This window comes from Streptomyces sp. NPDC054863, from assembly GCF_053610825.1.
Genome location: NZ_JBSGZD010000008.1, coordinates 1 through 26,325, shown reverse-complemented (window position 1 = coordinate 26,325; position 26,325 = coordinate 1). Strand labels below are relative to the sequence as shown.

The following is a 26,325-nucleotide window of genomic DNA, read 5'->3' as shown; positions in this document are numbered from 1 at the left end:
GACTGGCCGTACCACGTACGTCACGCACCCGTACAACTACCCACAGTCGCCGAGTCGCTCCTGTTCAGAGTAGGTCGGACCGACCACGCTCTGTCACATGAACAGTGAAATCCCGACCCTCGCCGCCGAGTTCGAGCAGCTTCTCTCCTCCACCCGTCGTGGCGCCCGCCTCGCCCGGCTGCTCGCGCAGCAGCAGATGCAGGAGTGGGGCGTCCCGTACGGGTGCGACTTCTCCGACGCCGTCGTCTCGATCGTCGCGGAGCTGGCCGCGAACGCCGTACTGCACGGCCACCTCCCGGGCCGCGACTTCTCGATGCGGCTGGTCCTCGGTGACGTACTCCGCATCGAGGTCTCGGACGCGCGCGGCGAGCGCCGGCCGACGCCGCAGCCGCTCGCCCCGGGCGAGGAGGGCGGTCTCGGCCTGCTGCTGGTGGAGGAGCTGGCGGCGCGTTGGGGGGTCACGGAGCGCGACCCCGGAAAGACGGTCTGGGCGGAACTTCCCTGGCCGGGGACGCCGTATCGGTGAGAAGAGGTGACAGGGCGGGACGCCCGTGAGATCGTCAACTGCTCTTATTCTGGGGGCAGTTGAGGTGAGAGTGAAGGTGGGCCATGGGCATCGGAGTCCTCGGGATAGGCGTCGCGGTGATCTGGCTGCTGATCGCGCTGCTGCCGCTGCGCAGCCCGTCCGCCCGTCGGGGTCTTGGTGCGTTCGTGCTGGGGGTGTCGGTGCTTCTGGTGGCGGTGGCGGCGCTGTACGCCTCGAACCAGGAGGTGCGCAGCGACTACACCGGCCCGGATCCCACCCTGGTGGTGATCCTCGTGGTGGTGGTCGCGGTGGCGCCCGCAGTGATTGCTTCCCTGGTCCGAATGGCGGCGGCCAAGGGACAGCGATGAGTTTGGCCGTTCGGAACGGTCATACCTTCTGTTGACCGTGCAGGACCCCACACGCCCCACACGAGGAGAAGCGGATGAGCCGCCCACAACTGCTGAAGGTCCAGAACTTCGTCGTTTCGCGCGACGGATTCGGGGCCGGTGAGAACCAGACCCTGGAGAGGCCGTTCGGGCACGCCGATCCGGGGGAGTTGATGGCGTGGGCGGGGGCCACGGCGAGCTGGCCGAATAGGACCGACCCCGGGGGCAGCCGCGGCCTGGACGACTACTTCACGCGCGACTTCTCGCACAACATCGGCGCCGAGATCATGGGCCGCAACAAGTTCGGCCCGCAGCGCGGCCCCTGGCAGAACCACGACTGGCAGGGCTGGTGGGGCGACGAACCGCCCTTCCACACGCCGGTGTTCGTGATGACGCACCACCTGCGGCCCTCCTTCACGCTCTCCGACACCACCTTCCACTTCACCGACGGCGACCCGGCGAGCGTCCTCGCGCGGGCGAAGGAAGAGGCGCAGGGCAAGGACGTACGGCTCGGCGGCGGGGCGACGACCATCCGTGAGTTCCTCGAAGCCGATCTGGTCGACACGCTCCACGTGGCGGTCTCGCCGGTGAAGCTCGGCGCCGGGGTGCGGCTCTGGGAGTCGCCCGACGAGCTGCGCGACCGGTTCCACCTGGAGGTCGTGCCGAGCGCGAGCGGGATCACCCACCACGTGTTCTGGCGCAAGTAACCAGGCTTCCCTGTACGGGAGTTCAGGGCATGCACAGCGCGTGGAGAGTGGCGGTGGCGGTGGCCCGGCAGCCCCGGCAGAGCCCCGGCACCTTCGTCCGGAAGGCGAGTCCGCACTCGTCGCAGTTCTGGAAGGGGACCGGCGGCTCGACGGCCGGTCGCGAGCGGTAGGGGGAGCGGGTCCGCGTCGGCGTCTCGAAGGGCAGCAGCTCGGCGAGCCGCCACCGTACGAACCCGGCGGGGTGCGGGACGGCGCTGTCCGGCATGCTGCGGAGCAGGGTGGTCCGTACTTCGTCCGCCGTGATGCCCCGCTCCATCCAGGCGCAGACGGCGGGCGCGAGCCGGAGCACGTCCACCCCCGGCAGCAGGAGCCGCCGGTCGTACTGCACCAGCCCGGCGAGCAGCTCGCAGGCCATCTGCCGGCGGACGTCGGAGACGGGCAACCGGGGGGTGGGGAGCGGGAGTTCGATGGACCTGCCCCGGATGGAGATCGCTCGGGTCGCTCCGGACGCTCCGGTCGGCGAACCGTCCTCGGCCAGTGGGCCTGGGGCTGAGCCTGGTGCTGAGCCGGGCTCGGGCTCGGGCTCCGGCCCCGCGTCAATGTCGATACTCGCCCGCACGCGGGCGGCCGGATGCTCGAAGAACCTGGTCAGCGTGGCGAACCGCCCCCGCCCCCGCCGCACCCGCCTGCGCTCCAGATAGCCCTCGTCCTCCAGCTCCCGCAGGGCGGAGGAGATGCGCCGCTCGCCCTCGTCGAAGTCCCTGGCCAGCTCTTTGATGCCGATGCGGAAGCCGTCGGGAAGGGACTGGATGAAGACGCCGAGGCCGATGGCGACGAGGGAGAGATTGCGGTTCTGGGCAAGGTGATTGCCGACCACGGTGAACCGGTCGAGATGCCGGTATTTGACGTGCTGCACGCCTACGGGGACGGACCCGGGCGCGCTAAGGTACGTGTCATCCATGGGGAAGGTGCTTTCTTCCTGAGTGGAGAGGCCTCGGCCGGGATTGCCGTCCCGGTCTGAGGCCGCTTTTCGTATGTGGAGTTGTGCGGGGAGCCGGGTGGCGGCTCCCTTGAGGATCTGTGGAGGACCCTAGCGCGCCAACTCCCTTACACCACACTCGAATTGATGCAACCACCCGAACGAGTGACTCACCCTGCGTGCAACCTCCCGCAGGTATCAACGGCGGTCGGGCTGGGATTTCTTGGTGTGAGTGGTTAAGTGTTTAGCGTCGCCCTTTACCCGGACGTGGTTCCGTCGATCCGGCGGTGACCTGCGGGAAGAGACCTGGGGCGGGCCCTGCCCTGCTCGGCCCTGCTCAGGCCGCAGCCCGGACCCGGCCCGGCAGCGTCAGGTAGTAGAGCTCAAGGGACTCCTCGGGGCCGACCTCGTACCGGTTGGCCACCTTGCTGAGCGGGCTCCGCAGCATTCCGTCCGCCATCCGCATGCCGACGCGCTGCTGGAAGTAGTCCCGCTCGGGCTCGCCGAGATCGACCCACTTCGAGCCCGCGTTCCGTACGAGGACTTCGCCCACGTACGCGCCGAGCCCGAACAGGTTCCGCCCGAGGTCGGCCTGATCCGTTCCGCCTTCGCCGTTCCGCAACTCGTCGATCAGAAAGTCCACGATCCGCAGACTCTTCACGGAGAAATCCAGCGGCAGCCGATTCCCCATCGTCACCCGCTCCACATATCCCTGAGCAATGTGCCGCATGTCCACGGCTCCCGGTCTCCGCTTCTGCCTGACGCCAGCGGCCACGGCTTCCACCCTCCCCCTCGGTGCGCATTCATTCGGCGGGGTAAGGCCTGCACTCCCCACTCACCCAAGCGGCTCCCACCCCGCAATCGTCACACCTTCTCCCCGTGGCCCTTCTCACGCACTCAATTTCCACGGCACGTACAACCTTCCGGCTTTCTCATTCGTCTACGCCCACAACTTGCCCCTCTTTTCGGTGCGTTGACGTCCTTGACGGTGTACACGCCGAATTTCCCGCATGTCCCATACATGCGGTACATGCGAAACGGCCGCCGGTTTTCACCGGCGGCCGTAATGAAGAATTCATGGTGGAAGCGGTGCGGGGCGGTGGAGGCGGGGTGGTGGGAAGCGGTGCGGGGGCGGTGGGAGGCGGTCTCTCACGCGGCTCTGGTGGCAGCCTTGGGCTCGCACCCGACGCCGCCCAACTGGCCCGCCAGTCCCCGCAGTCCCCGGTGGGCGGCCATCCGCACCGCCCCCGCCTGCTTCCCGAGCACGCGCCCGGCCTCCGGGCTGTCCAGCCCGACGAGCACCCGCAGCAGCACGGCCTCGCCCTGATCGGCCGGCAGGCGGCGAATCAGCGACATCACGCACGCGGTCGCGAGGGAATCCATCACCACCTCCGCCGAATCCCGCACGGAGGGCGCCGCCTCAATCCCGCAGACCTCCCAGGACACCCCCTGGGGCCTGCTGCGCACCCGCCGCAGATGGTCGATGGCCCTATTTCGGGCCACGGCGCGAACCCAGCCCCGAAAGGCGCAACCGTCCCCCTTGAACTCCCCTATATCCCTGCTGATTTGCAACCAGGCATCGGAAGCGACGTCTTCCGCATCGTCGCCGACCATGGTCTGCAAGTACCCCAGCAACTTCGGCTGTACGAGCCGGAAGAGCACCGAGAAACCGTCCTGATCCCCACCCCGGGCGCATTCAACAGCCGCAGTCAGATCCGACCTTGCTTCGACTTCCGCTTCCGCTTCCGCATCTGCCTCCGTATCCGAATCCAGGTGGTTCTCACTGACGGACACACGTTCCTCTTCACGGCCGCTGGCACTGGTCATCGTGCCCATGTGTGCCGGGCGCGTGCCTCGCACAGGAGGTTCACAGCTTCCACGGCGGGCTACTCGTACCACAGGGGTCGGTGCCGTGTAAGGCGAATTCGCAAAGCGCCCGAACCACCCGATTCAGCCCGGCCGTGAGTGCCGGAGGGTGCTCGTCACAGCATGATGAGCAGCCGCGTCTTCGGCTTGAGCTTCCGGTTCACCGAGCGGCTCTGGACGTAGACCTCCAGCTTGGGGTTGTTCCCCGCCTTCACGGAGACGGTCCCCTGAACACCCGAGCCGAACAGCAGATTGCGCGCCGCGTCGCCGGTGTAGGCGCGGTCGGTGTCCTTCTCGACCACGATGACTTCCTTGTCGGCCTGGACCTGGACGCGTGTGCCCAACTGGTAGTAGCAGGAGCCGCGTTCGTACGTCACGCCCGGGTGCGAGTCGACGAAGGCCCGGATCTCGACCTCGGAGTCGACCTTCAGGAGCCGGTACTTGTCGGCCGGAACGGGTTCGAGCTTCGCCCGGACGTCGTCGACCGAGACGTCCTGGCCGACGGCGAACAGGTTCTTCGTGCCGCGCACGCCCTGCTCGCGACCGCGCAGGAAGCTGGTGGCGGCGGCGCGGACGGCGCCGATGGCCTCCTCGACACCCTCCTGGGTGTCCGCGTCCCAGATGGCGATGTTCCCCGCCGGGAAGCCGTAGTTCTGCGCGGTGCGCTTGGCCAGGGAATTCGGGACGAGGATCGCAGAGGTCCAGTGCCCGGGCAGCCCGCCCATCTTCGCCGCGATCCGGTCGAGCCAGGGGCCGAGGACGGTCATGTCGCCGTCGTGCCGCATGGAACCGCCGGAGGCGTTCTCCTCGCCGTCCGTCACGACGATCTGGAGGAAGCTGTGCTCGCCGTACTCCTCCCAGATGTGCCCCAGGTCGTCGAGCGACTTCAGCGAGGCCTCGATGAGGGCGGTGGCGCCGCCGTTGACCTTGTAGAGCCCGCGCATGGACGGCAGGTGCTTCACGTCCATGTCCCACACCAGATTCTCCACCCGGTGGTCGAAGGAGTAGAGGCTGATCCGGGTCTCGTGCCCGAGGCTGTCCGACTCGGCCTTCAGCCCCGCCACGAACTCGTCGACCACACGCACCAGTTGGCTCTGGTGCGGGCGCATCGACCCCGAACAGTCCACGACCAGCGCGACGTGATTCACCTTGTGCTGGATCTTGTTGGCAGACATGCTTCTGCTCCCCCTTCGGAGGCTCCCCGAGTGATGACTTCACACTAGGTGGGCCCACTGACAACGCCCCTGACCTGCGAGAACGCCCACTTCGTACGGGATGTGGAGCACGGGCCCGGCGCCCTGGATCCATCGGAAGACCGTTCGACAGGCCGGGCCGGAGTCGTCATGATCCGTAGTCGTGACGACTCCGCAGCAGCACCTGGTCCTGGCCGCCGCCCGCAACAACGCCGAGTGGTGCACGGCGATGGGCCGAGCGCACGGCTCGGCGGGCGGGTTCGGGGCGGATGCCTGGGCCGCTCCGTCCCGCACGCCGCTCTTTTACCCCGACGCAGTGACGCTGGTGCCGGGCGCCGAGCGGGCCGCGCTGGTGTCCCGGATCGACACCGTCGCACCCGGCGCCTCCGTCAAGGACAGCTTCGCCGACCTCGACCTGACCGAGGCCGGCTTCCAGGTGCTGTTCGAGGCGCAGTGGATCCACCGCCCGGCAAGTGCGCCCGCCGTGGCGCCGGACCTCTGCTGGGACGTGGCCGAGGATCCGGACGCGCTGCGCGCCTGGGCGCTCGCCTGGGACGACGGGGCCGGCAACGCGGACCTCTTCCGGCCCGAACTGCTCGACGACCCGGCCACGTTCGTGCTCGCCGGGCGGTCCGCTGACGGCCGGGTGGTCGCGGGAGCGGTGGCGAGCCGCAGTGAGCAGGTGGTCGGGATCACCAATGTCTTCGCACGGGACGGCGGGTCCGACGCGGCCTGGCCGGTCGTGCTGGAAGCTGTGCACAGGCTGTTCCCCGTCCTGCCGGTGGTCGGCTACGAACAGGGCGACGCCCTGGCGGTCGCCGTCCGCCACGGCTTCGAGCCGGTGGGTCCCCTGCGGGTCTGGCTGCACGTCCGGTAGCGGAGATCCGAGTGACGAACTGACGAATTGACGAATTGATGACGAGGAGGGCGCGTGCGATTCGCGCTGGACGCACTGTTCGCCGACGACGTGACCGCGGAGCAGGTCGAGGAAGCCCGGGACTTCTACAGGTCGAGGGTGGCGGGCCGGGGCCCGGGCACGCCGGCGGAGCTCAGGGACGTACGGGCGAAGAGGGCCGCCGCCCCTGCGCCTGCCGCCGATCCGCCCGCCCTCGAAGAGACGGTCGGAGCCGCGGAAGCACGCGTCCCCGTCCGGATCTTCACGCCCGCCGACGGTCCGCCGCGCGGCGTCCACCTGGACATCCACGGCGGCGGCTTCTACCTGGACTCCGCAGCGCGCGGGGACGTGCGCAACCGCGCGCTCGCGGACGCCCTTGGCCTCGCCGTCGTCAGCGTCGACTACCGGCTGGCACCCGAGCACCCCTGGCCGGCGGCGCCCGACGACTGCGAAACAGCAGCGCTCTGGCTCGTCGAGGAAGCCGAAGCCCGCTTCGGAACGTCCCGGCTCGCGATCGGCGGCGCCTCCGCCGGGGCCACCCTCGCCCTGGCGACGCTCCTGCGGCTGCGGGACCGGGGCGCCGTGGGCCAATTCGCGGGCGCGGCGCTCCAGTTCGGTACGTACGACCTGAGTGCCCGCACCCCGGCCGGTCGCCGGATCGCGGACGAGTACTTCCTCCAGGCCTACGCCGGGCACGTGGAGGACCGCACCGTCCCCGACCTCTCTCCCGTCTACGGAGACCTCGACGGGCTGCCGCCCACGCTGCTGGTCGTCGGCAGCGAGGACGTACTGCTGGAGGACAACCTGACGATGGCCGGAAGGCTCTCAGCGGCACACAACGACGTCGTACTCCGCGTCTACCCCGCATCCCCCCACGGCTTCACGAGCCACCCGACGGCAATGGCCAGGACGGCGCTGAGCGGGGTCGAGTCGTGGCTGCGGGAGCGGATCGCCGGAAGCGGGGGGTAGCGAGTACAGCTTGAGCGAGTACCCCTTGAGCGAGTACAGCTTGAGCGAGTACCCCTACTCACCTGGGTACCTGTACTCACGCGCAACGGGCGGCTCGCCCAAAGACTGTGCGCATGAGAAGAAGCCGCCCTGCCCCGACCGCCACGTTCGCCCGCTCCGCGCGCCGCCGCCCGCTCCTCGCCCTCGCGATAACAGCCGTCGCCTCGCTGGCACTTGGCGCCTGCGGCACCGAGAAGGCGGTCGCGGGCGGAGAGCAGGCCAAGGCCGCGGCCACCGTGGGAGACCGGCCGGACGCGGCCTTCACAGCCATGCTGGGCAAGGTCGCGCAGTCGTGCCCCGCGAGCGGCCCGCCGGTGGCACCGCCGTCCGGCCCGGCCAAGCCGCCGCCCGGTTCGGTGGAACCGCCGCCCGGCCCCGTGGAGCCCATTGCTCCCACGGCGGGGCCGGAAGTGGAGCTGAACGCCCGCGACTGGTGCGCCAGCTCCCTGCACGAGGAGCGCATCGCCCAGGCGCTCTGGGATCTGGCCGACCCCACTCCCGCCAAGGTCAAGGCGATCCTGAACGGCCTCGGCTACGTCGACGCCCGCATCCACGACCTCAAGCAGTCCGGTGCGACCACACGGTTCTTCCTCGACCTGCGCGAGAAGGGCGGCCGACTCTGCCTGGAGGGCTCGGCGGCCGGTGACATGACCGTCGTCGACAAGTGCGTGGCCCCCGTGACCGGCCCGTTCACGCCTGGAGATCGGGAAGCCCTTCGCCCTGAAAACCGTTGACGATGACGATGCGAGCTCCGGTCCGAGGGCCGGTCCGAGGGTCTGTCCGAAGGTCGCGCCGAAGGCCTCGCGGAGGGGCTCCTGCTCATCCTCGGCCAGCGCGAGGTGGCCGTCCCCGACGAGGTGCGCGAGCGCATCGCCTCGTGCGCCGATCACGACACCCTCACCGCGTGGATGGTCCGTGCCCTCACCGTGACCACGGCCGATGAACTCTTCGACGAGCCCGACCGGGACGAGTGAAGGCCCGGCCGGGTGGTGCGTGCGGCCGGGCCTCAAGTGGTGGGGTGGGGCTAGCAGTTGCCGGTTGCGGGCTTGCCCTCGAAGCGGTCGTTGAGCCAGTTCATGGCGGGGAACGCGCCGATCGTCACCCCTCCGATGTGTTCGAGGAGGGGGTGCGAGCGCCACTGGACCTTCGCGCCCGCCTTGCACCAGTCCGTGCGCAGTTGCTGGCCGACCTTGTACGGGATCAGCTCGTCCAGGCCGCCGTGGTAGAGGTACACCGGGTGGTCAGGGGCGTGGGTGCCCAGCTTGGACGCGGCCAGTCTGGCCTTCCAGTCGGGGGCTTCCAGGGGGTTGGTGGTCGTGACCTCGCTGATGCGCTTGAACGGGGCGGAGATCGCGTTGATCGCCACGCAGTTCTTGCGCATGAAGTCGACGTACGCCTTGCCCTGGGGGTTGAGGTAGGAGTCGAGCTTCAGCTCCGGATAGGCGGTGTCGTGGCCTGCCGCTGCCATGAGGATGAGGCCGGCCCCGAGGTTGCCGTCGTTGAACTTCGCGACCTCCATCAGGTCCGCCGGGACACCGCCGGTCGCCGTGCCCCTGACGTTGAGTTCCGGGGCGTACGAGTCGTGGAGCTCGGCCGCCCAACTGCTGGCCTGGCCGCCCTGCGAGTAGCCCATGATGCCGACGGGGGAGGCGGCGGTCAGGCCGGTCCTGTCGGACGGGAGCTTCAGGGCGGCGCGGGCCGCGTCCAGGACCGCCTGGCCCTCCGCCCGGCCGACCGTGTAGGTGTGGTCGCCCGGGGTGCCCAGCCCCTCGTAGTCGGTGACCGCCACCGCCCAGCCGCGCTGGACGGCCTGGTTGATGAGGGTCGCCTCCACCGTCGTCCCGTACGGGAAGCCCGCGCTCGGTGCGCACTGGTCGCCCATGCCGACCGTGCCCACCGCGTACGTGACGAGCGGGCGCGGGCCCTTCCTGCCGTCCTTCGGGACGATGACCGTGCCCGAGACGGTGTTCGCGGCGCCCTTCGCGGTCGTCGAGCGGTAGTTGATGTGCCAGGCGTCGGTGTGGGTGGGCTGGAGGGGGAGGGGGTGGAAGGACGTGGGGGAGGAGGAGACCAGGTCGCCGGGGGCGGACGTGGTGGCCGGGGCTGCGGGCGGTGCGTCCTCGGCGGCCGTCGCCGACGCGGCGGTCGGCAGCGCGGCGGCCAGTGCGAGGGCCGCGGATGCGGCGAGCACTCTGTGACGTACGGACATCGGCTCTCCCTACGAGCGGGTGGGGGTGCAGGGTGCAGCGTTCCGCTGGGTGCGGGTACGTGTTCGCGTTCGTGGGGAGAACGTAGTGACCGGGGAGTAAGAAACGCTCTGACCGGAATGCTCAGCTTCACTGACGTGGAGTCTCACAGGGGCGGGGTCAGGGGTGGGGTCTGGGGTGGGGTTCTTGCGGGCGTGCAGACGTGGCTCACCCGGTACGCCCCCGGCGTCGTCCCCGTCCACCTCCTGAACGCCCGGTGGAAGCTCGTGTCCTCCGAGAAGCCGAGGCGGGCGGCGAGCTCGGCGATCGGTTCGCTGCCCTCGGTCAGGCCCGCGATCGCCGCGTCCCTCCGTACCGCGTCCTTGAGCTGCTGGAACGACGTGTTCTCGCGGTCCAGCCTGCGCCGCAGCGTCGCCGGGCTGACCGCGAGCCGGGCGGCCGTGTCGGTGAGGGAGGGGAGCCGCGGGCCGGCCCGCAGCGCCTGGGCGAGCGAGCGGCGGACCTGCTCGGCGACCGTCGTGCCGTACTCGCGGCGGGTGAGGAGGTCGAACGGGGCCCGGTGGAGCAGGGAGTCGAGGGATTCCTCGTCCTGGACGAGCGGGGCCGCGAGCCAGTGCACGTCGAAGCCCGCCGCCGTGCGCGGGGCCCCGAACCGGACCGGGCAGCCGAACAGGGTCGCGTACTCGCTCTTGTGCGGCGGCGGCGGATAGTCGAACTCCGCCCAGCGGAGCGGGATCCGGCTGCCGGTCAGCCAGCTGCACAGGCGGTGCCAGATGATCACCATGCACTCGGTGAGGAAGCGGTCCTCGTCGGTGTCGAGGTTGTTGTGGACGGTGAAGACCGCTTCGGTGGGCGTCCGGGTGAGGGTCAGGTCGGGGCCGCCGTCGAAGAGGCCGTAGAACGCGGTGCCGCGTTCCATCGCACGGCCCAGGTCCGGGCAGGCCAGCGCCGCGCAGCACATCATCGCGAAGGTGCCGGGGCGGCTGGGCGTCGCTGCCAGGCCCAGGAACTCGTCCTGCGTGGTGCGGTACAACGCCCGGAACAGACGGGCGAACTGGACCGAGGTGATGCGGGCCCGGTCGTCGCCGAGCAGCAGCGGCGGGATGTGCGCGGCCTGGAGGAGGGGGACGAGGTCGGCGCCCGCGCGCTCGGCACCCCGCAGTACGGCGCGTACGTGGTGCACGGTGATCGTCCGCTTGCCCATGGCGTGACGGTAGCGGCTTTGAGCGCACGGGTCAGCGGGGGTGACGTTTCCCGTCATCTCCCTCGACCGGACGTGTACTTACCTTCGGGTCATGACGGATGCGATGAGCACGGCGGGCGCTGGTGCGATGCGGTCGCGGCCCGCGGCCCTGGCGGAGTTCACCGAGTGGGCGGGCGAGCGCTACGGCAACCTCCCCGCGCTGCGCGCGAAGGGCGCCCGCCCGGTCTCCTACGCCCAACTCCGTGACACCGTCAGGGAGATCGGGCGCGGTCTGATGGCGTCCGGAGTGGCCCCCGGCGACCGCGTCGCCCTCCTCGGCGAGACCCGCATCGAGTGGACGTACGCGCACTTCGCGGTGCTCGCGGTCGGCGCGGTCGCCGTCCCCGTGTACCCGACGGCGGGGGAGGAGGAGATGGCCTGGGTGCTGCGCGACTCCGGCGCGAGCCTGGTGATCTGCGAGAGCGTGGAGCAGGCGAAGCGGGTGGAGGGGGCGGAGGGGGAGAGGGCCGGGCTCCGGACCGTCCTCATGCCGGACCTCGGAGGGCTGCCCCGGACGCAGGTGACCCTCGAAGACTTCCTCGCCCGGGCCGCCTCCGTCGCCCCCTCCGACCTCTCCTCCCTCGTCTACACCTCCGGCACCACCGGTCCACCCAAGGGCTGCCGCCTCACCCACGCCAACTTCGGGGCCGTGCTCGACGGCGGGGCCGAGATGATCGGGGGCGGGCCGGGGGACGTCACGTACCTCTATCTCCCGCTCGCGCATCTCCTCGCGCAGCTCATCGAGTTCAACACCCTCATGTTCGGCGGGGAGTTGTGCTATTTCGGAGGGCGGATCGAGGACGTCCTCAGTGAGCTGGGCGAGGTGCGGCCGACCCATCTGCCGTCCGTGCCGCGGCTCTTCGAGAAGGTGCACTCGGTGGTGCTGGGGATGGCGGAGGCCCAGGAGGGTGGCAGGGAGCGGTTCGACGAAGCCGTGCGGATCGGGGTCCTGGCGGCGGAAGGCCGGCTTCCGGAAGCTGACCGGGAAGCGTACGAAGCCGCCGAGAAGTCGCTGTACGGGCTCGTGCGCGGCGCCTTCGGCGGTCGGCTGCGGTGGGCGCTCACCGGGGCCGCCCCCATCGCCCCGCAGACCCTCGACTTCCTGCGGGCCTGCTCGATCCCCGTGTACGAGGGGTACGGAATGACGGAGTCCGGCGGCGTCATCTCGCTCAACCGGCCCGACGCCGTCCGCCACGGCACGGTCGGCCGCGCCTACCCCGGCTGCGAGATCCGGATCGGCGAGGAGGAGGGGGACGGCGACGGGGAGGTGCTGGCGCGCGGGGCCATGGTCTTTCCCGGGTACCACGGCAACGAGTCCGCCACCCGCGAGACCCTCGACGACGAGGGCTGGCTGCACACCGGTGACCTGGGGCGGCTCGACGAGGACGGGTTCCTCACCATCACCGGGCGCAAGAAGGACCTCATCATCACCTCCTCCGGCAAGAACCTCACCCCTTCGCTCGTCGAGCACGCCGTCCAGCAGTCGCGGTACGTCTCGCACGCCGTGCTGGTCGGCGACCGCAGACCGCACCCCGTCGCACTGATCACCCTGGAGGCCGACGAGATCGCCGGATGGGCGGCGCGGGAGGGGCACGAGCTGGGGGAGCGGCCGGGGCGACACCCCGCCGTGCGGGAGCTGGTGCGGCAGGCGGTGGAGGACGCCAACGCGCAGCTTTCGCGGCCCGCCCGCATCCGCGACTTCGCCGTGCTCGACGAGGACTTCAGCATCGGGGGCGGGGTGCTCACGCCGACGCTGAAGGTGCGGCGGAAAGCCGTCCTGGAGCGTTATGCGGCGGAAATCGAAGAGCTTTACGACAAGAACCCGTAAAGCATGAACCCGTAAAGAATGCGAAAAGGCAGGAGCCCTGTTCCGCTTTCACGGGACAGGGCTCCTTGGGTACTGCTGTTCAATGACCGCGATCGGTCATTTCCACCAAGTCGAGGACTTAGGCGGGGGTGACGTTCTCCGCCTGCGGGCCCTTGGGGCCCTGCGTGACGTCGAAGTTCACGAGCTGGTTCTCCTCAAGCGAGCGGAAACCAGCCGCGTTGATCGCGGAGTAGTGGACGAAGACATCCGGGCCGCCGCCGTCCTGGGCGATGAAGCCGAAGCCCTTTTCAGCGTTGAACCACTTGACGGTTCCGGTAGCCATAAGCCCTCCCATGGGCCAAAGGGTTGCCCTGCTCCAGAACCTACAAGGAAGTCTGAAAACAAAAGCCTGCGGGGTTACATGCTCCGCAGGCTCTGTACTGCAAGGGAAACCAAACTGCAACTTGCGGGCGAGCCTAGCACGCACCCTCAGGCAAGCGGTAGAGGGAAAGATCACGTCACTCGGATGTTTGACACGGGCGTGTCGGCTGACGTCAGGAGGGGTTTGGGGGAGCGGTCGAGGAGGGGTCCGAGAGGGGGGCGCGGCCCGGGCCGGAGTCCCGCGCAGGCCCCCCGGAGGGGCCCTCCGCGCACTCCGGGTCTAGCCTCACGATGTGGACAATTCAACCGCTGGCGAGCTGACGCCGAACCGCACCCGGCCCCGCGTCGGCCACATCCAGTTCCTGAACTGCATGCCCCTCTACTGGGGTCTCGCACGGACCGGAACCCTGCTCGACTTCGAGCTGACGAAGGACACCCCCGAGCGGCTCAGCGAGCAGATCATCCGCGGTGATCTCGACATCGGTCCCGTCACGCTCGTCGAGTTCCTGCGCAACGCCGACGACCTGGTCGCCTTCCCGGACCTCGCGGTCGGCTGCGACGGCCCGGTGATGTCCTGCGTGATCGTCTCCAAGGTGCCCCTGGAACAGCTCGACAAGGCGCGGGTCGCCCTCGGGTCGACCTCGCGCACCTCCGTACGCCTGGCACAACTGCTCCTCGCCGAGCAGTACGGCGTCGAGCCCGACTACTACACCTGCCCGCCCGACCTCTCGCTGATGATGCGCGAGGCGGACGCGGCCGTGCTCATCGGGGACGCCGCGCTGCGGGCCTCGCTGCACGACGCGCCCCGGCTCGGCCTGGAGGTCCACGACCTGGGGCAGATGTGGAAGGAGTGGACGGGGCTGCCGTTCGTCTTCGCCGTGTGGGCGGCCCGCAAGGACTACCTGGCGCGCGAACCGCACCACGTGCACAAGGCGCACGAGGCGTTCCTGGCCTCCCGGGACCTGTCGCTCGCCGAGGTCGACCGGGTCGCCGAGCAGGCCGCGCGGTGGGAGGACTTCGACGCCGAGCTGCTGGAGAAGTACTTCACGACGCTGGACTTCCGCTTCGGGTCCGACCAGATCAAGGGCGTCCTGGAGTTCGCACGCCGCACCGGCGAGTCCACCGGCTACCCGGCGGACGTCCGGGTCACGCTGCTCGGCGAGTAGCCCCCGCCGGTACTACGGCGTGGGGGCGCCCGGCGTGGGGACGGGCGCCTTCAGGTGGGAGCTGATCCAGGCGAGGCTGCTCGCCTCCATGCCCCTGACGTACGTCGCCGGGTTGTGGACGCCGTCCGGGACGACCTCCAGATGCGTTTTGACGGGGCCCTTGCCGTACTCCCGGATGAAGCGGTTCACCCGCGGCTGGAGGGTCTCCTTGCTGCCCACCTGGAACGCCACGTAGACGTCCGGCGCACCCCGCTTCTTGATCAGGTCGCCGGCCAGCTTGCGCGGATTGTTCGCGAGCTTCTGAGCCGGGTGGCCCTTCCACAGCGGGGAGTCCGGCACGATGTCGGGGCCCGAGGAAATCACGGCCTTGAACCGGTCCGGGTGCTTGAGTACGGATTTCAGTGCGACGAATCCCCCGGACGACGAGCCCATGAACGCCCAGCCGTCCCGCGAATTGAACGTACGGAAATTCGCCCGGACGAAATCCGGGACGTCGTCCGTCATCCAGGTGCCCATTTTGGGCTGCCCCGGAATGTCACTTCCGTCGTAGTACCGCTTCTCCGGATTCAGTACCGGCATGACGACGACGAAGGGCAGGCTGGTGCCCTCGTCGGACATCCGGGAGACCGTGTCGAGGAACGGGTTGGTGGGCTTCGTCCAGTAATTGCTGCCGAATCCGTACGACCCGGGCAGGGCGATCAGCACCGGAAAGCCGCTGTTCGCGAACTTGGGGTCGAAGTACTGCTTCGGCGCCCACACCCACACCTTGCCCGTGAAACCGGACTTCGCACCGGACACCGTCGCCTCGGCGACCTTCGTGCCGTCGTCCAGGGAGCGGAAGACGGAGAAGTCCGCGCGCGGGCCCATCGGCAACCGGGTCGCGCCGTCGCCGGAGACCGCGGCGTGCTGGACGGAATTGCCGCCGCCGGCCGCCGAGTTGAAGTCGTAGGGTTCGCCCTCGTCCGAGCAGCCGGTCAGCGACAGCGCCAGTGCGGAGCCGATCACGGTGACTGCTATCAGACGGCGGCTGACCAGGCGGTTCATGGGCGGGCTCCGGGCGGGTGAGTCGGTGGGGGCGGACAGGGACGCTGGGGGGCGCGGTGGAGGGGGCCGGCGATTTACGTACAAGGAGATGCGACCCGGGGGCCATCGGTTCACCCGGTGTCTGAATTGTCCGGGTGATCCCGCACACGTGGGCCCTACTGTGGGGTACGGGTTCACGAGGCTCACGTGGCGTGGGCCACTGAGCGGGTCCTCGGGGGGAGCGCACCACCATGCAGCCGTTGGACGCGGGCGATCCGCAGAATATCGGTGACTACCGGCTGCTCGGCCGCCTGGGGTCGGGCGGCATGGGCCGGGTGTACCTCGGGCGCAGTGCCGGCGGACGGACGGTCGCCGTCAAGATCGTGCACCCGCACTTCGCCCTGGACGAGGAGTTCCGGGCCCGTTTCCGCCGTGAGGTGGAGGCCGCGAGGCGGGTCGGCGGGGCCTGGACGGCGCCCGTGCTCGACGCCGATCCGGACGCCAGGGTGCCGTGGGTGGCGACGGGTTACGTGGCGGGCCCCTCGTTGACGCAGGCGGTCGCGGGGCACGGGCCGCTGCCGGCCGCTTCCGTACGAGCGCTGGGCGCGGGCCTCGCGGAGGCGCTGACGGCGGTGCACGCGCTGGGCCTCGTACACCGGGACGTGAAGCCGTCCAACGTGCTGCTGACCCTCGACGGCCCCCGCCTCATCGACTTCGGCATCGCCCGGGCCACCGACTCCACGGCCTCGCTCACCTCCACCGGCGTCTCGGTGGGCTCGCCCGGCTACATGTCGCCCGAACAGATCCTCGGCAAGGGCGTCACCGCCGCCGCCGACGTCTTCTCGCTGGGCGCGGTGCTCGCGTACGCGGCGACGGGCACGGCGCCCTTCCCCGGCGACTCGGCGGCCTCCCTGCTCTACAAGGTGGTGCACGAGGAGCCCGAACTCGACGGTTTGGGCGGGGACTTGAGGGACCTCGTGCTCGCCTGCCTCGCCAAGTCCGCCGCCGACCGGCCGACGCCCGAACAGATCGCCGCCCGGCTGGCCCCTTCCGGCGCCGCCCCGGAGGTCGCGAAGGGCTGGCTGCCGGGGGAGCTGGTCGCGGAGGCGGGGCGGAGCGCGGTGCGGCTGCTGGAACTGGAAGCGGCACCGGGCACGGACCCGCGGTCCGGGCCCGTGCCGTTCACTCACGGGGCGGTGGCGAACGGCGGGGCTCCGGTGGCCGGGGAATTCGGGCCGCCGCCGAGTTCGTACGGGGAGGGCGGGGGCCGGGGGGCGACCCCGGCGGCGACTCCTGCCGGTACCCCGGCGGTGACCCCTGCCGGTACTCCGACGGCGACCCCTGCCGGTACCCCGGCGGTGACCCCTGCCGGTACCCCGGCGGCGACTCCGGCGGCGGTCCCGGCCGAGCGCGGGCAGGCCCCCTCCGGGCAGAAGCCGGACGTCCCCGGGCAGCGGGCGGGGCGGCCCGGGCTCTCCGTGTCCGTCGCCACCGAGTCCACGCCCTCCGAAACGCCGGGCGGCCGGGGCGGGCGCCGCAGCTGCACCCTCGTGCTCGCGGTGGCCGGGGCGCTGGCCGTGGTGACCCTCGGCGCCTCCTTCCTCCTGCCCAACCTGCAGTCGTCCCACAACGGCAAGGACGCCGCCGACCCCGGTGCGGCCAAGCCGTCGGAAGTGAAGTCGTCGGCTCCGCAGGTGCCGGGCGGCGGTGTGCCGGACAGCTTCCTCGGGGTGTGGAGCGGCAACCTCACCGAGGGCACGACCAACCAGCCGCACGGCACCATCACGCTCACGCTCGCCAAGGGGGCCAAGGGCGAGGAGGTGCTGAAGTCCTCGTACGACCTGATGGGCGTGGCCAAGTGCCACTGGGTCGGCAAGCTCGTCTCGGCCACCGCGGACAAGGTCGTCGTCCACGGCCGCCTGGACCCGGCCCGCCCCTCCACCCCGCTGATCTGCTCCGGAGAGCCCAGCGAACTGGTCCTCACCCGCAATCCGGACGGCACCCTCCAGTACACGTCGCCCTCGACGAAGCAGGGGAAGCCGTACGGCACGCTCAGGAAGCAGTAGCCCCGGGGGGGGGCGGGGCAGCCGCACGGGGCGCTCGTGGGGGAGGGTGCGGGGTGCTGTGGCAGGCTGCCGGGCCATGGTCTTCGTTCTGCGTCCCAGCACCGTCCCGACCGGCGCCGCCCGGGCCGCCATGTTCGGCGTCGGCGCCCCGATGCTCTTCGCGGCGGGCGGCTACCTCGCCGCCGGGCAGGCGTCCGTGGCCCCGATACCCGGCGGTTTCGCCCTGGTGTTCCTCGCGCTGTGGTGGCTCCTGCGCGACCGCCTTCCGGCGGGCGACGCCAGGCGGCTCCAGAACAGGGGCAGCCTGCTGGCCCTGCTGTCCCTGGCGCTCCTCGGGGCGACCCTCCTGCTGCTGGGCGCGGAGGACCGGTTCGGGTACGTGCCGGCCGCGATCGGCGGCCTGGCGTTCACCGGCTGCGTGGGGTGGCGGATCGCCGTGGGACGGGACACCCGCGAAGCGAAGAAGGCGGCGGCCCGGGCGGCCGTCGTCCCGAGGTGGCGGCGGCCCGTGCACGAGCAGTGAGCGGGCGTACGACGCCGCCGCCCCCCTGCGGCTGCCCCGTGGCCGCTCACAGGACGGGTGTCCCCCTGGCGTACGCTGGATCGGTCTTGCCGTACCGCCCCGCACCCCGCTGTGCACCCCTTTGGGAAGGAACCGCCCCGGTGACCGAGAAGGCCGACCTCCAGTCTGTCCTTGACCGTGCCGCCGAGGGTGGCCGCATCACTCCCGAGGAAGCGCTCGACCTCTACCGCGACGCCCCGCTGCACGCGCTGGGCCAGGCCGCCGACGCCGTGCGCCGCCGCCGGTACGCGGGTACCGAGCACATCGCGACGTACATCATCGAGCGCAACATCAACTACACGAACTCGTGCGTCACCGCGTGCAAGTTCTGCGCCTTCTACGCCGCGCCGAAGAGCCCCGACGTGTGGACCCGCGACCTCGACGACATCCTGCGCCGCTGCGCGGAGACCGTGGAGCTGGGCGGCACCCAGATCATGTTCCAGGGCGGCCACCACCCGGACTACGGCGTCGAGTACTACGAAGAGCACTTCGCCGCGATCAAGAAGGCGTACCCGCAGCTGGTCATCCACTCCCTGGGCGCCTCCGAGATCGAACACATGGCCCGCATCTCCAAGGTGTCGACGAAGGAAGCGATCCAGCGCATCCACGCCGCCGGCCTCGACTCCTTCGCGGGCGCCGGCGCCGAGCTGCTCCCGGCCCGCCCCCGCAAGGCCATCGCGCCGCTCAAGGAGTCCGGCGAGCGCTGGCTGGAGATCATGGAGGAGGCGCACGGCCTCGGCGTCGAGTCGACGTCCACCATGCTCATGGGTACGGGCGAGACGAACGCCGAGCGCATCGAGCACCTGAGCATGATCCGCGACGTGCAGGACCGGACGGGCGGCTTCCGCGCGTTCATCCCGTACACCTACCAGCCGCAGAACAACGCGCTGAAGGGCCGCACGCAGGCCACCCTCTTCGAGTACCTGCGCATCATCGCCATCGCGCGGATCTTCCTCGACAACGTCGCGCACATCCAGGGCTCCTGGCTGACCACCGGCAAGGAGGTCGGCCAGCTCTCCCTGCACTACGGCGCCGACGACCTGGGCTCGATCATGCTCGAAGAGAACGTCGTCTCCTCGGCGGGAGCCAAGCACCGCTCCAACCGGATGGAGATCATCGACCTCATCCGGAAGGCGGGACGGGTCCCGGCCCAGCGCGCCACGACGTACGAGCACCTGGTCGTGCACACCGACCCGGCCGACGACCCGGTCGACGACCACGTCGTCTCGCACCTCTCCTCCACGGCGATCGAGGGCGGCACGGCCCACCCCGAGCTGAAGCTCCTCGCCTCCAACTGACGCGCCCGTGCTGACGATTCACCGGGTCCTGGGGATCCGGGAGGCGGACGGCGTGTCCGGGGACGCGGTCGTCGTGGACGGCGACCGCATCTCCGCGGTGGGTGCGTACGAGGAACTGGCGGCGGGCCACGGGCCCCGGGCCCGCGTCCGGGAGTGGGACGGGTACCTCACCCCCGGCCGTTACGAGCCGGACGCGGTGTCCCTCCTCCAGTCGCACTACTGGCCGGACCCGCGCGAGGCCGAGGCACTCGGGACCGAGCCCCTGTCCGGGCAGGCCCTGCACGATCTCGGCATGACCGACACGCGGTGGGGTGCGAGCGCCCGGCGGGGTGTCCAGCGCCTCCTCTCGCGGGGGACGACGGCGGTCGCGGGTCCTTTCACCCATCCCGCCGTACGGGTCGCGGTCGAGCGCTCACCGGTACGGGTGCTGCACTCGCCGCCCCCGAACCCTCTGACTCCGTCGGCGGTGGCGGACTTCGCGGTCTTCGCGGAGCAGGGCGGGGAGTGCCTGGTGACGGTCGTCGGTGGACGGCTGGTGTTCCGGCGGAGCTGAACCCCGCGGGTGCGTGCGGGCCTGAACCTGCGGGCGCGTCGTGGCTGGTCGCGCCCACGCGGCGGAGCCGCATGTCCAGTACAGCCCCGCGCCCCTAGGCATCCCAGCCCGTCCGGCGTTTGAGGACGCGCGGCGCAGCCGGGCACGGGGCGCAGCCCCGGACACCAGCCCCCACGGCCCCGCACGGGGAGAGCCCCCCACGCCCGCCGCCCAGGCACCCTGCACAATGGGCGAGTGACCCGCGCATCCTTGGACAAGCAGCCGCACGAAGTCGCCTCGATGTTCGACGACGTGGCGGCGAACTACGACCTGACCAACACCGTCCTCTCCCTCGGCCAGGACCGCGCCTGGCGCAAGGAGGTGGCCAAGGCGGTGGACGCGGGACCCGGGAAGCGGATCCTCGACCTCGCCGCCGGTACCGCCACCTCCTCGCTCCCCTTTGCGGCCACCGGGGCGTACGTCGTCCCCTGCGACTTCTCCATCGGCATGCTCCGCGAGGGCAAGCGGAAGCATCCGCACCTGCCGCTCACCGCCGGTGACGCGACGAAGCTGCCCTTCCAGGACGAGTCCTTCGACGCCGTCACCATCTCCTTCGGGCTGCGCAACGTCGCCGACACGGACGCCGCGCTGAAGGAGCTGTTCCGGGTGACGAAGAAGGGCGGACGGGTGGTGATCTGCGAGTTCTCGCACCCCACCTGGGCGCCGTTCAGGACGGTCTACACCGAGTACCTGATGCGGGCGCTGCCGCCGGTCGCCACGGCCGTCTCCTCCAACCCGGACGCGTACGTCTACCTCGCCGAGTCCATCCGCGCCTGGCCCGACCAGGCGGGCCTCGCCGCCAAGCTCCAGGGCGCCGGCTGGTCGAAGGTCGCCTGGCGCAACCTGACGGGCGGCGTCGTCGCGCTGCACCGGGGCGTACGGGCCCGATGAGCGTGGGAAGGGCCGCCGTGGAGTCGGAGCACGGGCGCGAGTCCGAGCTCGAACAGCCCGTCGACTTCGATTTCCAGGGCATCCTGCGGCAGATCGAGGAGGACGTCCGCCCGCAGGTCGGGACGGGCCAGGTCGCCGCGTACATCCCCGCGCTGTCCTGCGTCGACCCCGCCGGCTTCGGCATGGCGATCGCCGACGTCGACGGCAAGGTGTACGGGGTGGGGGACTGGCAGCGGCCGTTCTCCACCCAGTCCATCACCAAGGTCTTCGCCCTCGCGCTGGCCCTCGCCCAGGGCGGCGACGACCTGTGGGAGAAGGTGGGGCGGGAGCCGTCCGGCAACCCGTTCAACTCGCTCGTACAGCTGGAGTACGAGAACGGCATCCCGCGCAATCCCTTCATCAACGCGGGCGCCCTGGTCGTGACGGACCGGCTCCAGACCCTCACCGGCGACGCGAGCAGCGAGCTGCTGGAGTTCGTCCGGCAGGAGAGCGGGAACCCGGACGTCACCTTCGACCCGGAGGTCGCCGCCTCCGAGTCCGACAACGGCGACCGCAATGCCGCCCTCGCCCACTTCATGGCGGCGTACGGCAACATCGCCAACCCCATCCCCGCCCTCCTCGACCACTACTTCTGGCAGTGCTCGATCGAGATGAACTGCTCAGACCTGGCGCTGGCCACCCGCTTCCTGGCCCGGCACGGGCTGCGCGCCGACGGCACGCGGCTGCTGCCGCGCAGGCTCGCCAAGCAGATCAACGCGGTGATGATGACCTGCGGGACGTACGACGCCGCGGGCGAGTTCGCGTACCGGGTCGGGCTGCCGGGCAAGAGCGGCGTCGGCGGCGGGATCGTGGCCGTCGTACCGGGGACGTGCACGGTGTGCGTGTGGAGCCCGGGGCTCGACCCGCAGGGGAACTCGGTGGCGGGCATAGCGGCACTGGACCGGTTCACGACGCTGACGGGGCTCTCGGTCTTCTGAACCGGCCCCCGCCCGCCCGGCAGCGTCCCTACAGCTCCAGAACGTCCCTACAGCTCCAGCCGGAAGCAGTAACCCGTGCGCTCCGGCTCGGAGTCGGGGACGACGAACGTCTCCGCGTGCCGCATCCCCAGCCGCTCGGCGACGGCGACGGAGCGGGCGTTGCGCGCGTCCACCATCGCCGCCACCTCCGGTACGCCGGCCGCCCGTACCCGCTCCAGGGTCGCGTGCGCGGCGGCGGTGACGTACCCACGCCCCCAGTACGCGCGGCCGAGCCGCCAGCCGATCTCGATCTCGCCCACCGGTCCGAAGTGGGCGTGCGGCCACGGCTGGGCGCCGGTGAAGCCGATCACGGTGTCGTCCTCGTCGAGCAGCGTCCAGAGGCAGAAGCCCCGCTCGGCGTCGTGCTTGCGCTGGCGCGCCGTCAGCTCCTCGTACACGGAAACACCGTGCGGCTTCCCGCCGTGGAACTCCATGACCTCCGCATTCTTGAACACGTCGTACCAGGCGTACGCGTCCTCCTCGGTCGGCACGCGCAGCCGCACGGCGGGGAGTGCGCGGGACGGCGCGGAGGACAGCTCGGGAGCCGCGGGGGGCGTGAGGGTCATGTGGGCAGCCCTTCAGATGAGTGGGAGGTACGCCCCCATAGACTGCCCATAGCCCTGTGCCGTCAAGGCACAACATCGACATCGAGTCTTACGGGAGACCCCGCCGTGACCGAGCCCGCGACCGCGACCCCCTCCGAGCACAGCGCAGATGTGATCGTCGTCGGGGCCGGACCCGCCGGCTCCGCGACCGCGTACTACCTGGCCAAGTCGGGCCTGGACGTACTTCTTCTGGAAAAGACCGCATTCCCCCGCGAAAAGGTCTGCGGCGACGGTCTGACCCCGCGCGCCACCAAGCAGCTGGTGTCCATGGGCATCGACATCTCCGAGGAAGCGGGCTGGCTGCGCAACAAGGGCCTGCGCATCATCGGCGGCGGCCAGCGCCTCCAGCTGGACTGGCCCGAGCTCGCCTCGTACCCGGACTACGGACTGGTCCGCAAGCGCGACGACTTCGACGAGCAGCTCGCCCGGCAGGCTCAGAAGGCGGGCGCCCGGCTGTACGAGCGCTGCAACGTCGGCGCCCCGGTCGTCGACAAGCGCACCGGCCGCATCACGGGCGTCGAGGCGAAGCTCGGCGAGGAGAAGCTCCCCGTCACCTTCCACGCCCCGCTCGTGGTCGCCGCCGACGGCAACTCCACCCGCCTGTCCCTGGCGATGGGCCTGCACCGCCGCGAGGACCGCCCGATGGGCGTCGCGGTACGGACGTACTTCACCTCGCCCCGCCACGACGACGACTACCTGGAGTCCTGGCTGGAGCTGTGGGACCGGCGCGGCCCGCAGGACCGTCTGCTCCCCGGCTACGGCTGGATCTTCGGCATGGGCGACGGCACGTCCAACGTCGGCCTCGGCATCCTCAACTCCTCCAAGGCTTTCAAGGAGCTGGACTGGCGCGAGGTGCTGAAGGCGTGGTGCGCGTCGATGCCCGCCGAGTGGGGCTACACGCCCGAGAACATGACGATGCCGATCCGCGGCGCCGCCCTCCCGATGGCCTTCAACCGCCAGCCGCACTACACCAAGGGCCTGCTCCTGGTCGGCGACGCGGGCGGGATGGTCAACCCGTTCAACGGCGAGGGCATCGCCTACGCGATGGAGTCCGGCCAGATCGCCTCCGAGGTCATCGTCCAGGCCCACGCCCGTGCGACCCCCGCCCAGCGCGAAATGGCGCTGGCGCGCTACCCGCAGGTCCTCAAGGACACGTACGGCGGCTACTACACGATGGGCCGCGCCTTCGTGAAGCTCATCGGCAACCCCAAGATCATGAAGCTGGCGGCGGAGCGGGGCCTCACCCACCCCGTCCTGATGCGCTTCACCCTGAAGATGCTGGCCAACCTGACGGACCCGACGGGCGGCGACGCGATGGACCGCATCATCAACGGCCTGGCGAAGGTCGCGCCGAACTCGTAGGGCATCCCGGCCCGTCCGGGCAGCCGTCCCAGCCCGTCCGGCGTTCGAGGACGCGCGGCGCAGCCGTGCACGGGGCGCAGCCCCGAACCCCCGCCCCCACCGGCGCCAGCCGTGCTGCCCACCCACCCCCGGAGCCCAGGATGACCCTCACCCCCGGCGAGATCAAAGCCGCCACCGACCGCATCGCGGGCCACGTCCGCCCCGTCACCCTCGCCCCGGGGGACGGCAACACCCTCCTCGCCCTCGAATTCATGCAGCACACCGGCAGCTTCAAGGCCCGCGGCGCCATGAACTTCCTGCTCGCCCACCGCGAGGCGGGACTGCTGCCCGACGCAGGACTGACCATCGCCTCCGGCGGCAACGCGGGCCTCGCCTGCGCCTGGGCCGCGCGCGAGCACGGCGTCCGCGCGAGCGTCTTCCTCCCGGAGACCGCACCGCCGGTGAAGGTCGCCAGGCTGCGTTCGTACGGCGCCGACGTACGGCTCGTCGGGACGCGGTACGACGAGGCCCGCGCCGCTTGCGAGGAGTTCGCCGCGGCCTCCGGCGCGCTCGCCTCGCACGCGTACGACCACCCGCTCATCGCGGCCGGCGCGGGCACGCTCACGGAGGAGATCCTCCGGCAGGCCCCCGAAGGCCTCGACACGATCGTGGTGTCGGTCGGCGGCGGCGGCCTCTTCGCCGGAGTGGCAACCGCCGCACTGGACAAGGGAATTCAGGTCGTCGCCGTCGAACCGGAGAACTGCCGCGCCCTGAACTCCGCCCTCGCCGCCGGCCATGTCGTCGACTCCGCCGTGGACTCGGTGGCCGCGGACTCCCTCGGCGCGACGAGGGTCTCGCGGACCGCCCTCGACACGGCCCGCCGCGACGGCGTGCGCTCCGTGCTCGTACCGGACGAGGCGATCGTAGAAGCCCGGCAGCGGCTGTGGGACGAACGCCGCCTCGCCGTCGAACACGCGGCGGCGACGGCCTACGCCTACGCGCCGGAGCCCGGTGTTCGCGCCGCTATCGTCCTCTGCGGCGCGAACACCGGGCTCGGCGACCTGACTTAGCCGGAGCGGTTGGGTCAGCCCCGGTCGGTCAGCCCCGGTCGGTCAGCGCAAGCGCTGCACGAACCCGTCACCCACCCCGTTGGTGTCGTCGGCGACGAGCCCGGCCGACGTCGAGAAGAAGTACAGCAGCCGCCCGCGGTCGCCGAACGCGCTGGGCGCCGCGTACCCCTCGGTCTGCGGGCCTCCCGCGAGCGTGCGGGTGACGAGCTGGGTCCTGCCGGTCCTCAGGTCCAGCACGTGGACGTTCTCCACCGACGTCCCGTCGGCCGGGACCTCGGTCCCGTAGGCCAGCCGGCTGCCGTCGGGAGTGAGCACACCCGCGCTCAGCCCGCCCTTGCCCTCGTGGGTCATCCACCGGGTCTTTCCCGTACGGCTGTCGAACAGGTAGAGCTCCCAGGTGTACGTGGGCGCCCCGGGGACCACGCTGTCGTCGAAGGAGGAGTACGAGACGAGGCTGCCGTCCGCGGAGAGGCTCGCGCCCAGCGGCGAGCCGTTGGTGGGCGTGCCCTCGGGCGTGGCGTTCACCAGGCGCTGCGCGCCGGTGCGCAGATCGGCGACCCACAGCTCGTGGCGCCCGCCGCGCGGGTGCCGCTGCACGTAGGCCAGGTGGCTGCCGTCGGCGCTCAGGGCAACGTCGAAGACGTACCACTCCGCGGGGATGTGGTCGCTGATCCGCTTGGTGGCGCCGGTGCTGCGGTCGACGAGGTACGCGAGCGTCTGGTTCTTCGGGTCACCCTCCAGCCGCTGGGAGTTGCCGTCGAAGGCGAGGTAGCGGCCGTCGGCGGACATGGCGAGGTTGTCGCGCGCCCAGGCGGACCCGCCGTCGGGGGCGACGCTGACCCGCTCCGTGCGGCCGGTGCCGCGGTCGTGCAGGTAGACGTCCTGCGCGAACTCGGGCGCCTGGGACCACTTGGTGAGGTTCGTCGCCGAGGAGATGAAGGCGACGTACCGGCCGTCCGCGCTGATCTGCGCGCTGTAGCTGGAGCCGTTCGCCTGCGTCCCGTCCGACGCCACGTTGACCCGCTCGACGGTTCCTCGGCGCAGGTCCCGGACGAACACGTCGCTCTGCCCGTTGGTGTCGCCCGGCACCACCTGCGTGTCCGCGGTGGTGAACACGGCGAATCGCCCGTCGGCGCTCAGCGCATTGGCGCCCGACCCCTCCTTGAGCTGCTTCCCGGTCGACGACACGGTGATCCGCTCGGTCCGCGGCGTCGGCGCCGCCGTCACGGACGCCGCCGAGACCGCGAGCATCGCCCCCGCGAGCACGGTGACGGACGCCCCACGCATAAATCTGAGCACGGTTCCCCCCGTTGGCACTTCGTCCCCGGCCATGCGCCGAGGACCCCCTGCGAGGGGAACGCACCACGTGCCACTGCGTCAATCCCCGAAAATGACCACAACCAGGGCACGCACTCATGCGTCTGCGGCCGGTCCGCACGTCTGGGGCCGGCCCGCACGCGACCACGGCCGAGGGCCGCCGTCCCCGAGCGGGGGGAC

Annotated in this window: 27 protein-coding genes; 17 read left to right on the top strand and 10 right to left on the bottom strand. The window is 70.8% G+C overall.

Going from position 1 to position 26,325, the window contains the following annotated elements; genetic code table 11:
* Positions 1-97: 97 nt before the first annotated feature.
* From ACWGIG_RS03315 to ACWGIG_RS03305, 3 genes are all read left to right on the top strand, one after another.
* Positions 98-526, top strand: coding sequence for an ATP-binding protein (locus tag ACWGIG_RS03315; protein ID WP_453319784.1), 429 nt, complete (start codon positions 98-100; stop codon positions 524-526).
* An 83-nt stretch (positions 527-609) separates the two neighbouring features.
* Positions 610-894 (top strand): hypothetical protein, encoded by a 285-nt coding sequence (locus ACWGIG_RS03310; RefSeq protein WP_453319783.1) that lies wholly within the window; start codon positions 610-612, stop codon positions 892-894.
* Between the two features lie 74 nt (positions 895-968).
* Complete coding sequence (locus ACWGIG_RS03305; RefSeq protein ID WP_453319782.1) at positions 969-1,619, top strand: dihydrofolate reductase family protein; 651 nt, start codon at positions 969-971, stop codon at positions 1,617-1,619.
* Between the two features lie 22 nt (positions 1,620-1,641).
* Here ACWGIG_RS03305 and ACWGIG_RS03300 read toward each other — a convergent pair whose 3' ends face one another.
* The 4 genes from ACWGIG_RS03300 to ACWGIG_RS03285 all read right to left on the bottom strand — a co-directional run bounded on the left by ACWGIG_RS03300 (position 1,642) and on the right by ACWGIG_RS03285 (position 5,639).
* Positions 1,642-2,580, bottom strand: a complete 939-nt coding sequence (locus ACWGIG_RS03300; protein WP_453319781.1) for a helix-turn-helix domain-containing protein — start codon at positions 2,578-2,580, stop codon at positions 1,642-1,644.
* A 355-nt stretch (positions 2,581-2,935) separates the two neighbouring features.
* The gene (locus ACWGIG_RS03295; RefSeq protein WP_453319780.1) at positions 2,936-3,328 is read right to left on the bottom strand and encodes a hypothetical protein; all 393 of its coding nucleotides are present in this window, start codon (positions 3,326-3,328) and stop codon (positions 2,936-2,938) included.
* Positions 3,329-3,747: 419 nt separating this feature from the next.
* Positions 3,748-4,425: an RNA polymerase sigma factor gene (locus tag ACWGIG_RS03290; protein ID WP_453319779.1), complete on the bottom strand. Its 678-nt coding sequence runs from the start codon at positions 4,423-4,425 to the stop codon at positions 3,748-3,750.
* A gap of 155 nt (positions 4,426-4,580) precedes the next feature.
* A complete protein-coding gene (locus ACWGIG_RS03285) occupies positions 4,581-5,639 on the bottom strand; it encodes a VWA domain-containing protein (RefSeq protein ID WP_453319778.1) in 1,059 nt (352 codons plus the stop codon).
* A gap of 181 nt (positions 5,640-5,820) precedes the next feature.
* Between ACWGIG_RS03285 and ACWGIG_RS03280 the strand changes: the two genes are divergently transcribed.
* The 4 genes from ACWGIG_RS03280 to ACWGIG_RS03265 all read left to right on the top strand — a co-directional run bounded on the left by ACWGIG_RS03280 (position 5,821) and on the right by ACWGIG_RS03265 (position 8,534).
* Positions 5,821-6,534 carry a hypothetical protein gene (locus tag ACWGIG_RS03280; protein ID WP_453319777.1) on the top strand — a complete coding sequence of 238 codons (714 nt, stop codon included), beginning with the start codon at positions 5,821-5,823 and terminating at the stop codon, positions 6,532-6,534.
* 54 nt (positions 6,535-6,588) lie between these two features.
* The gene (locus ACWGIG_RS03275) at positions 6,589-7,521 is read left to right on the top strand and encodes an alpha/beta hydrolase (protein WP_453319776.1); all 933 of its coding nucleotides are present in this window, start codon (positions 6,589-6,591) and stop codon (positions 7,519-7,521) included.
* 113 nt (positions 7,522-7,634) lie between these two features.
* The gene (locus ACWGIG_RS03270; RefSeq protein ID WP_453319775.1) at positions 7,635-8,294 is read left to right on the top strand and encodes a hypothetical protein; all 660 of its coding nucleotides are present in this window, start codon (positions 7,635-7,637) and stop codon (positions 8,292-8,294) included.
* A 105-nt stretch (positions 8,295-8,399) separates the two neighbouring features.
* Positions 8,400-8,534, top strand: a complete 135-nt coding sequence (locus tag ACWGIG_RS03265; protein ID WP_453319774.1) for a hypothetical protein — start codon at positions 8,400-8,402, stop codon at positions 8,532-8,534.
* Between the two features lie 50 nt (positions 8,535-8,584).
* Here ACWGIG_RS03265 and ACWGIG_RS03260 read toward each other — a convergent pair whose 3' ends face one another.
* A complete protein-coding gene (locus ACWGIG_RS03260; RefSeq protein ID WP_453319773.1) occupies positions 8,585-9,769 on the bottom strand; it encodes a lipase family protein in 1,185 nt (394 codons plus the stop codon).
* A 143-nt stretch (positions 9,770-9,912) separates the two neighbouring features.
* On the bottom strand, positions 9,913-10,971 hold the full coding sequence (locus tag ACWGIG_RS03255; protein WP_453319772.1) for an AraC family transcriptional regulator: 1,059 nt from the start codon (positions 10,969-10,971) through the stop codon (positions 9,913-9,915).
* Between the two features lie 91 nt (positions 10,972-11,062).
* Between ACWGIG_RS03255 and ACWGIG_RS03250 the strand changes: the two genes are divergently transcribed.
* Positions 11,063-12,838 carry an AMP-dependent synthetase/ligase gene (locus tag ACWGIG_RS03250; RefSeq protein WP_453319771.1) on the top strand — a complete coding sequence of 592 codons (1,776 nt, stop codon included), beginning with the start codon at positions 11,063-11,065 and terminating at the stop codon, positions 12,836-12,838.
* A 118-nt stretch (positions 12,839-12,956) separates the two neighbouring features.
* Here ACWGIG_RS03250 and ACWGIG_RS03245 read toward each other — a convergent pair whose 3' ends face one another.
* A complete protein-coding gene (locus ACWGIG_RS03245; RefSeq protein ID WP_112451444.1) occupies positions 12,957-13,160 on the bottom strand; it encodes a cold-shock protein in 204 nt (67 codons plus the stop codon).
* A gap of 331 nt (positions 13,161-13,491) precedes the next feature.
* Here ACWGIG_RS03245 and ACWGIG_RS03240 point away from each other — a divergent pair, with 331 nt between their 5' ends.
* Positions 13,492-14,364, top strand: a complete 873-nt coding sequence (locus ACWGIG_RS03240) for a menaquinone biosynthetic enzyme MqnA/MqnD family protein (RefSeq protein WP_453319770.1) — start codon at positions 13,492-13,494, stop codon at positions 14,362-14,364.
* Between the two features lie 12 nt (positions 14,365-14,376).
* Here the strand turns inward: ACWGIG_RS03240 and ACWGIG_RS03235 are convergent, their stop codons facing one another.
* Positions 14,377-15,408: an alpha/beta hydrolase gene (locus ACWGIG_RS03235; protein ID WP_453319769.1), complete on the bottom strand. Its 1,032-nt coding sequence runs from the start codon at positions 15,406-15,408 to the stop codon at positions 14,377-14,379.
* A gap of 230 nt (positions 15,409-15,638) precedes the next feature.
* Between ACWGIG_RS03235 and ACWGIG_RS03230 the strand changes: the two genes are divergently transcribed.
* The 6 genes from ACWGIG_RS03230 to ACWGIG_RS03205 all read left to right on the top strand — a co-directional run bounded on the left by ACWGIG_RS03230 (position 15,639) and on the right by ACWGIG_RS03205 (position 21,773).
* Complete coding sequence (locus ACWGIG_RS03230; RefSeq protein ID WP_453319768.1) at positions 15,639-17,453, top strand: protein kinase domain-containing protein; 1,815 nt, start codon at positions 15,639-15,641, stop codon at positions 17,451-17,453.
* Positions 17,454-17,529: 76 nt separating this feature from the next.
* Positions 17,530-17,976, top strand: coding sequence for a hypothetical protein (locus ACWGIG_RS03225; protein ID WP_453319767.1), 447 nt, complete (start codon positions 17,530-17,532; stop codon positions 17,974-17,976).
* 140 nt (positions 17,977-18,116) lie between these two features.
* Positions 18,117-19,313, top strand: coding sequence for a cyclic dehypoxanthinyl futalosine synthase (gene mqnC / locus ACWGIG_RS03220; protein ID WP_453319766.1), 1,197 nt, complete (start codon positions 18,117-18,119; stop codon positions 19,311-19,313).
* Between the two features lie 7 nt (positions 19,314-19,320).
* Positions 19,321-19,866, top strand: coding sequence for an imidazolonepropionase-like domain-containing protein (locus tag ACWGIG_RS03215; RefSeq protein ID WP_453319765.1), 546 nt, complete (start codon positions 19,321-19,323; stop codon positions 19,864-19,866).
* Positions 19,867-20,100: 234 nt separating this feature from the next.
* Positions 20,101-20,796 (top strand): demethylmenaquinone methyltransferase, encoded by a 696-nt coding sequence (locus ACWGIG_RS03210; protein ID WP_453319764.1) that lies wholly within the window; start codon positions 20,101-20,103, stop codon positions 20,794-20,796.
* The gene (locus ACWGIG_RS03205; RefSeq protein ID WP_453319763.1) at positions 20,793-21,773 is read left to right on the top strand and encodes a glutaminase; all 981 of its coding nucleotides are present in this window, start codon (positions 20,793-20,795) and stop codon (positions 21,771-21,773) included. The genes ACWGIG_RS03210 and ACWGIG_RS03205 overlap by 4 nt, the downstream gene beginning before the upstream one ends.
* Positions 21,774-21,820: 47 nt before the next feature.
* Here the strand turns inward: ACWGIG_RS03205 and ACWGIG_RS03200 are convergent, their stop codons facing one another.
* On the bottom strand, positions 21,821-22,378 hold the full coding sequence (locus ACWGIG_RS03200; RefSeq protein ID WP_453319762.1) for a GNAT family N-acetyltransferase: 558 nt from the start codon (positions 22,376-22,378) through the stop codon (positions 21,821-21,823).
* Positions 22,379-22,483: 105 nt separating this feature from the next.
* Here ACWGIG_RS03200 and ACWGIG_RS03195 point away from each other — a divergent pair, with 105 nt between their 5' ends.
* Together ACWGIG_RS03195 and ACWGIG_RS03190 are read left to right on the top strand one after the other, a co-directional pair.
* Positions 22,484-23,779, top strand: coding sequence for a geranylgeranyl reductase family protein (locus ACWGIG_RS03195; protein WP_453319761.1), 1,296 nt, complete (start codon positions 22,484-22,486; stop codon positions 23,777-23,779).
* A 140-nt stretch (positions 23,780-23,919) separates the two neighbouring features.
* Positions 23,920-24,828 carry a threonine/serine dehydratase gene (locus ACWGIG_RS03190; RefSeq protein ID WP_453319760.1) on the top strand — a complete coding sequence of 303 codons (909 nt, stop codon included), beginning with the start codon at positions 23,920-23,922 and terminating at the stop codon, positions 24,826-24,828.
* A 42-nt stretch (positions 24,829-24,870) separates the two neighbouring features.
* Here the strand turns inward: ACWGIG_RS03190 and ACWGIG_RS03185 are convergent, their stop codons facing one another.
* Entirely contained in the window at positions 24,871-26,115 is a 1,245-nt protein-coding gene (locus tag ACWGIG_RS03185; RefSeq protein ID WP_453319759.1) for a TolB family protein, read from the bottom strand.
* Positions 26,116-26,325 lie beyond the last annotated feature (210 nt).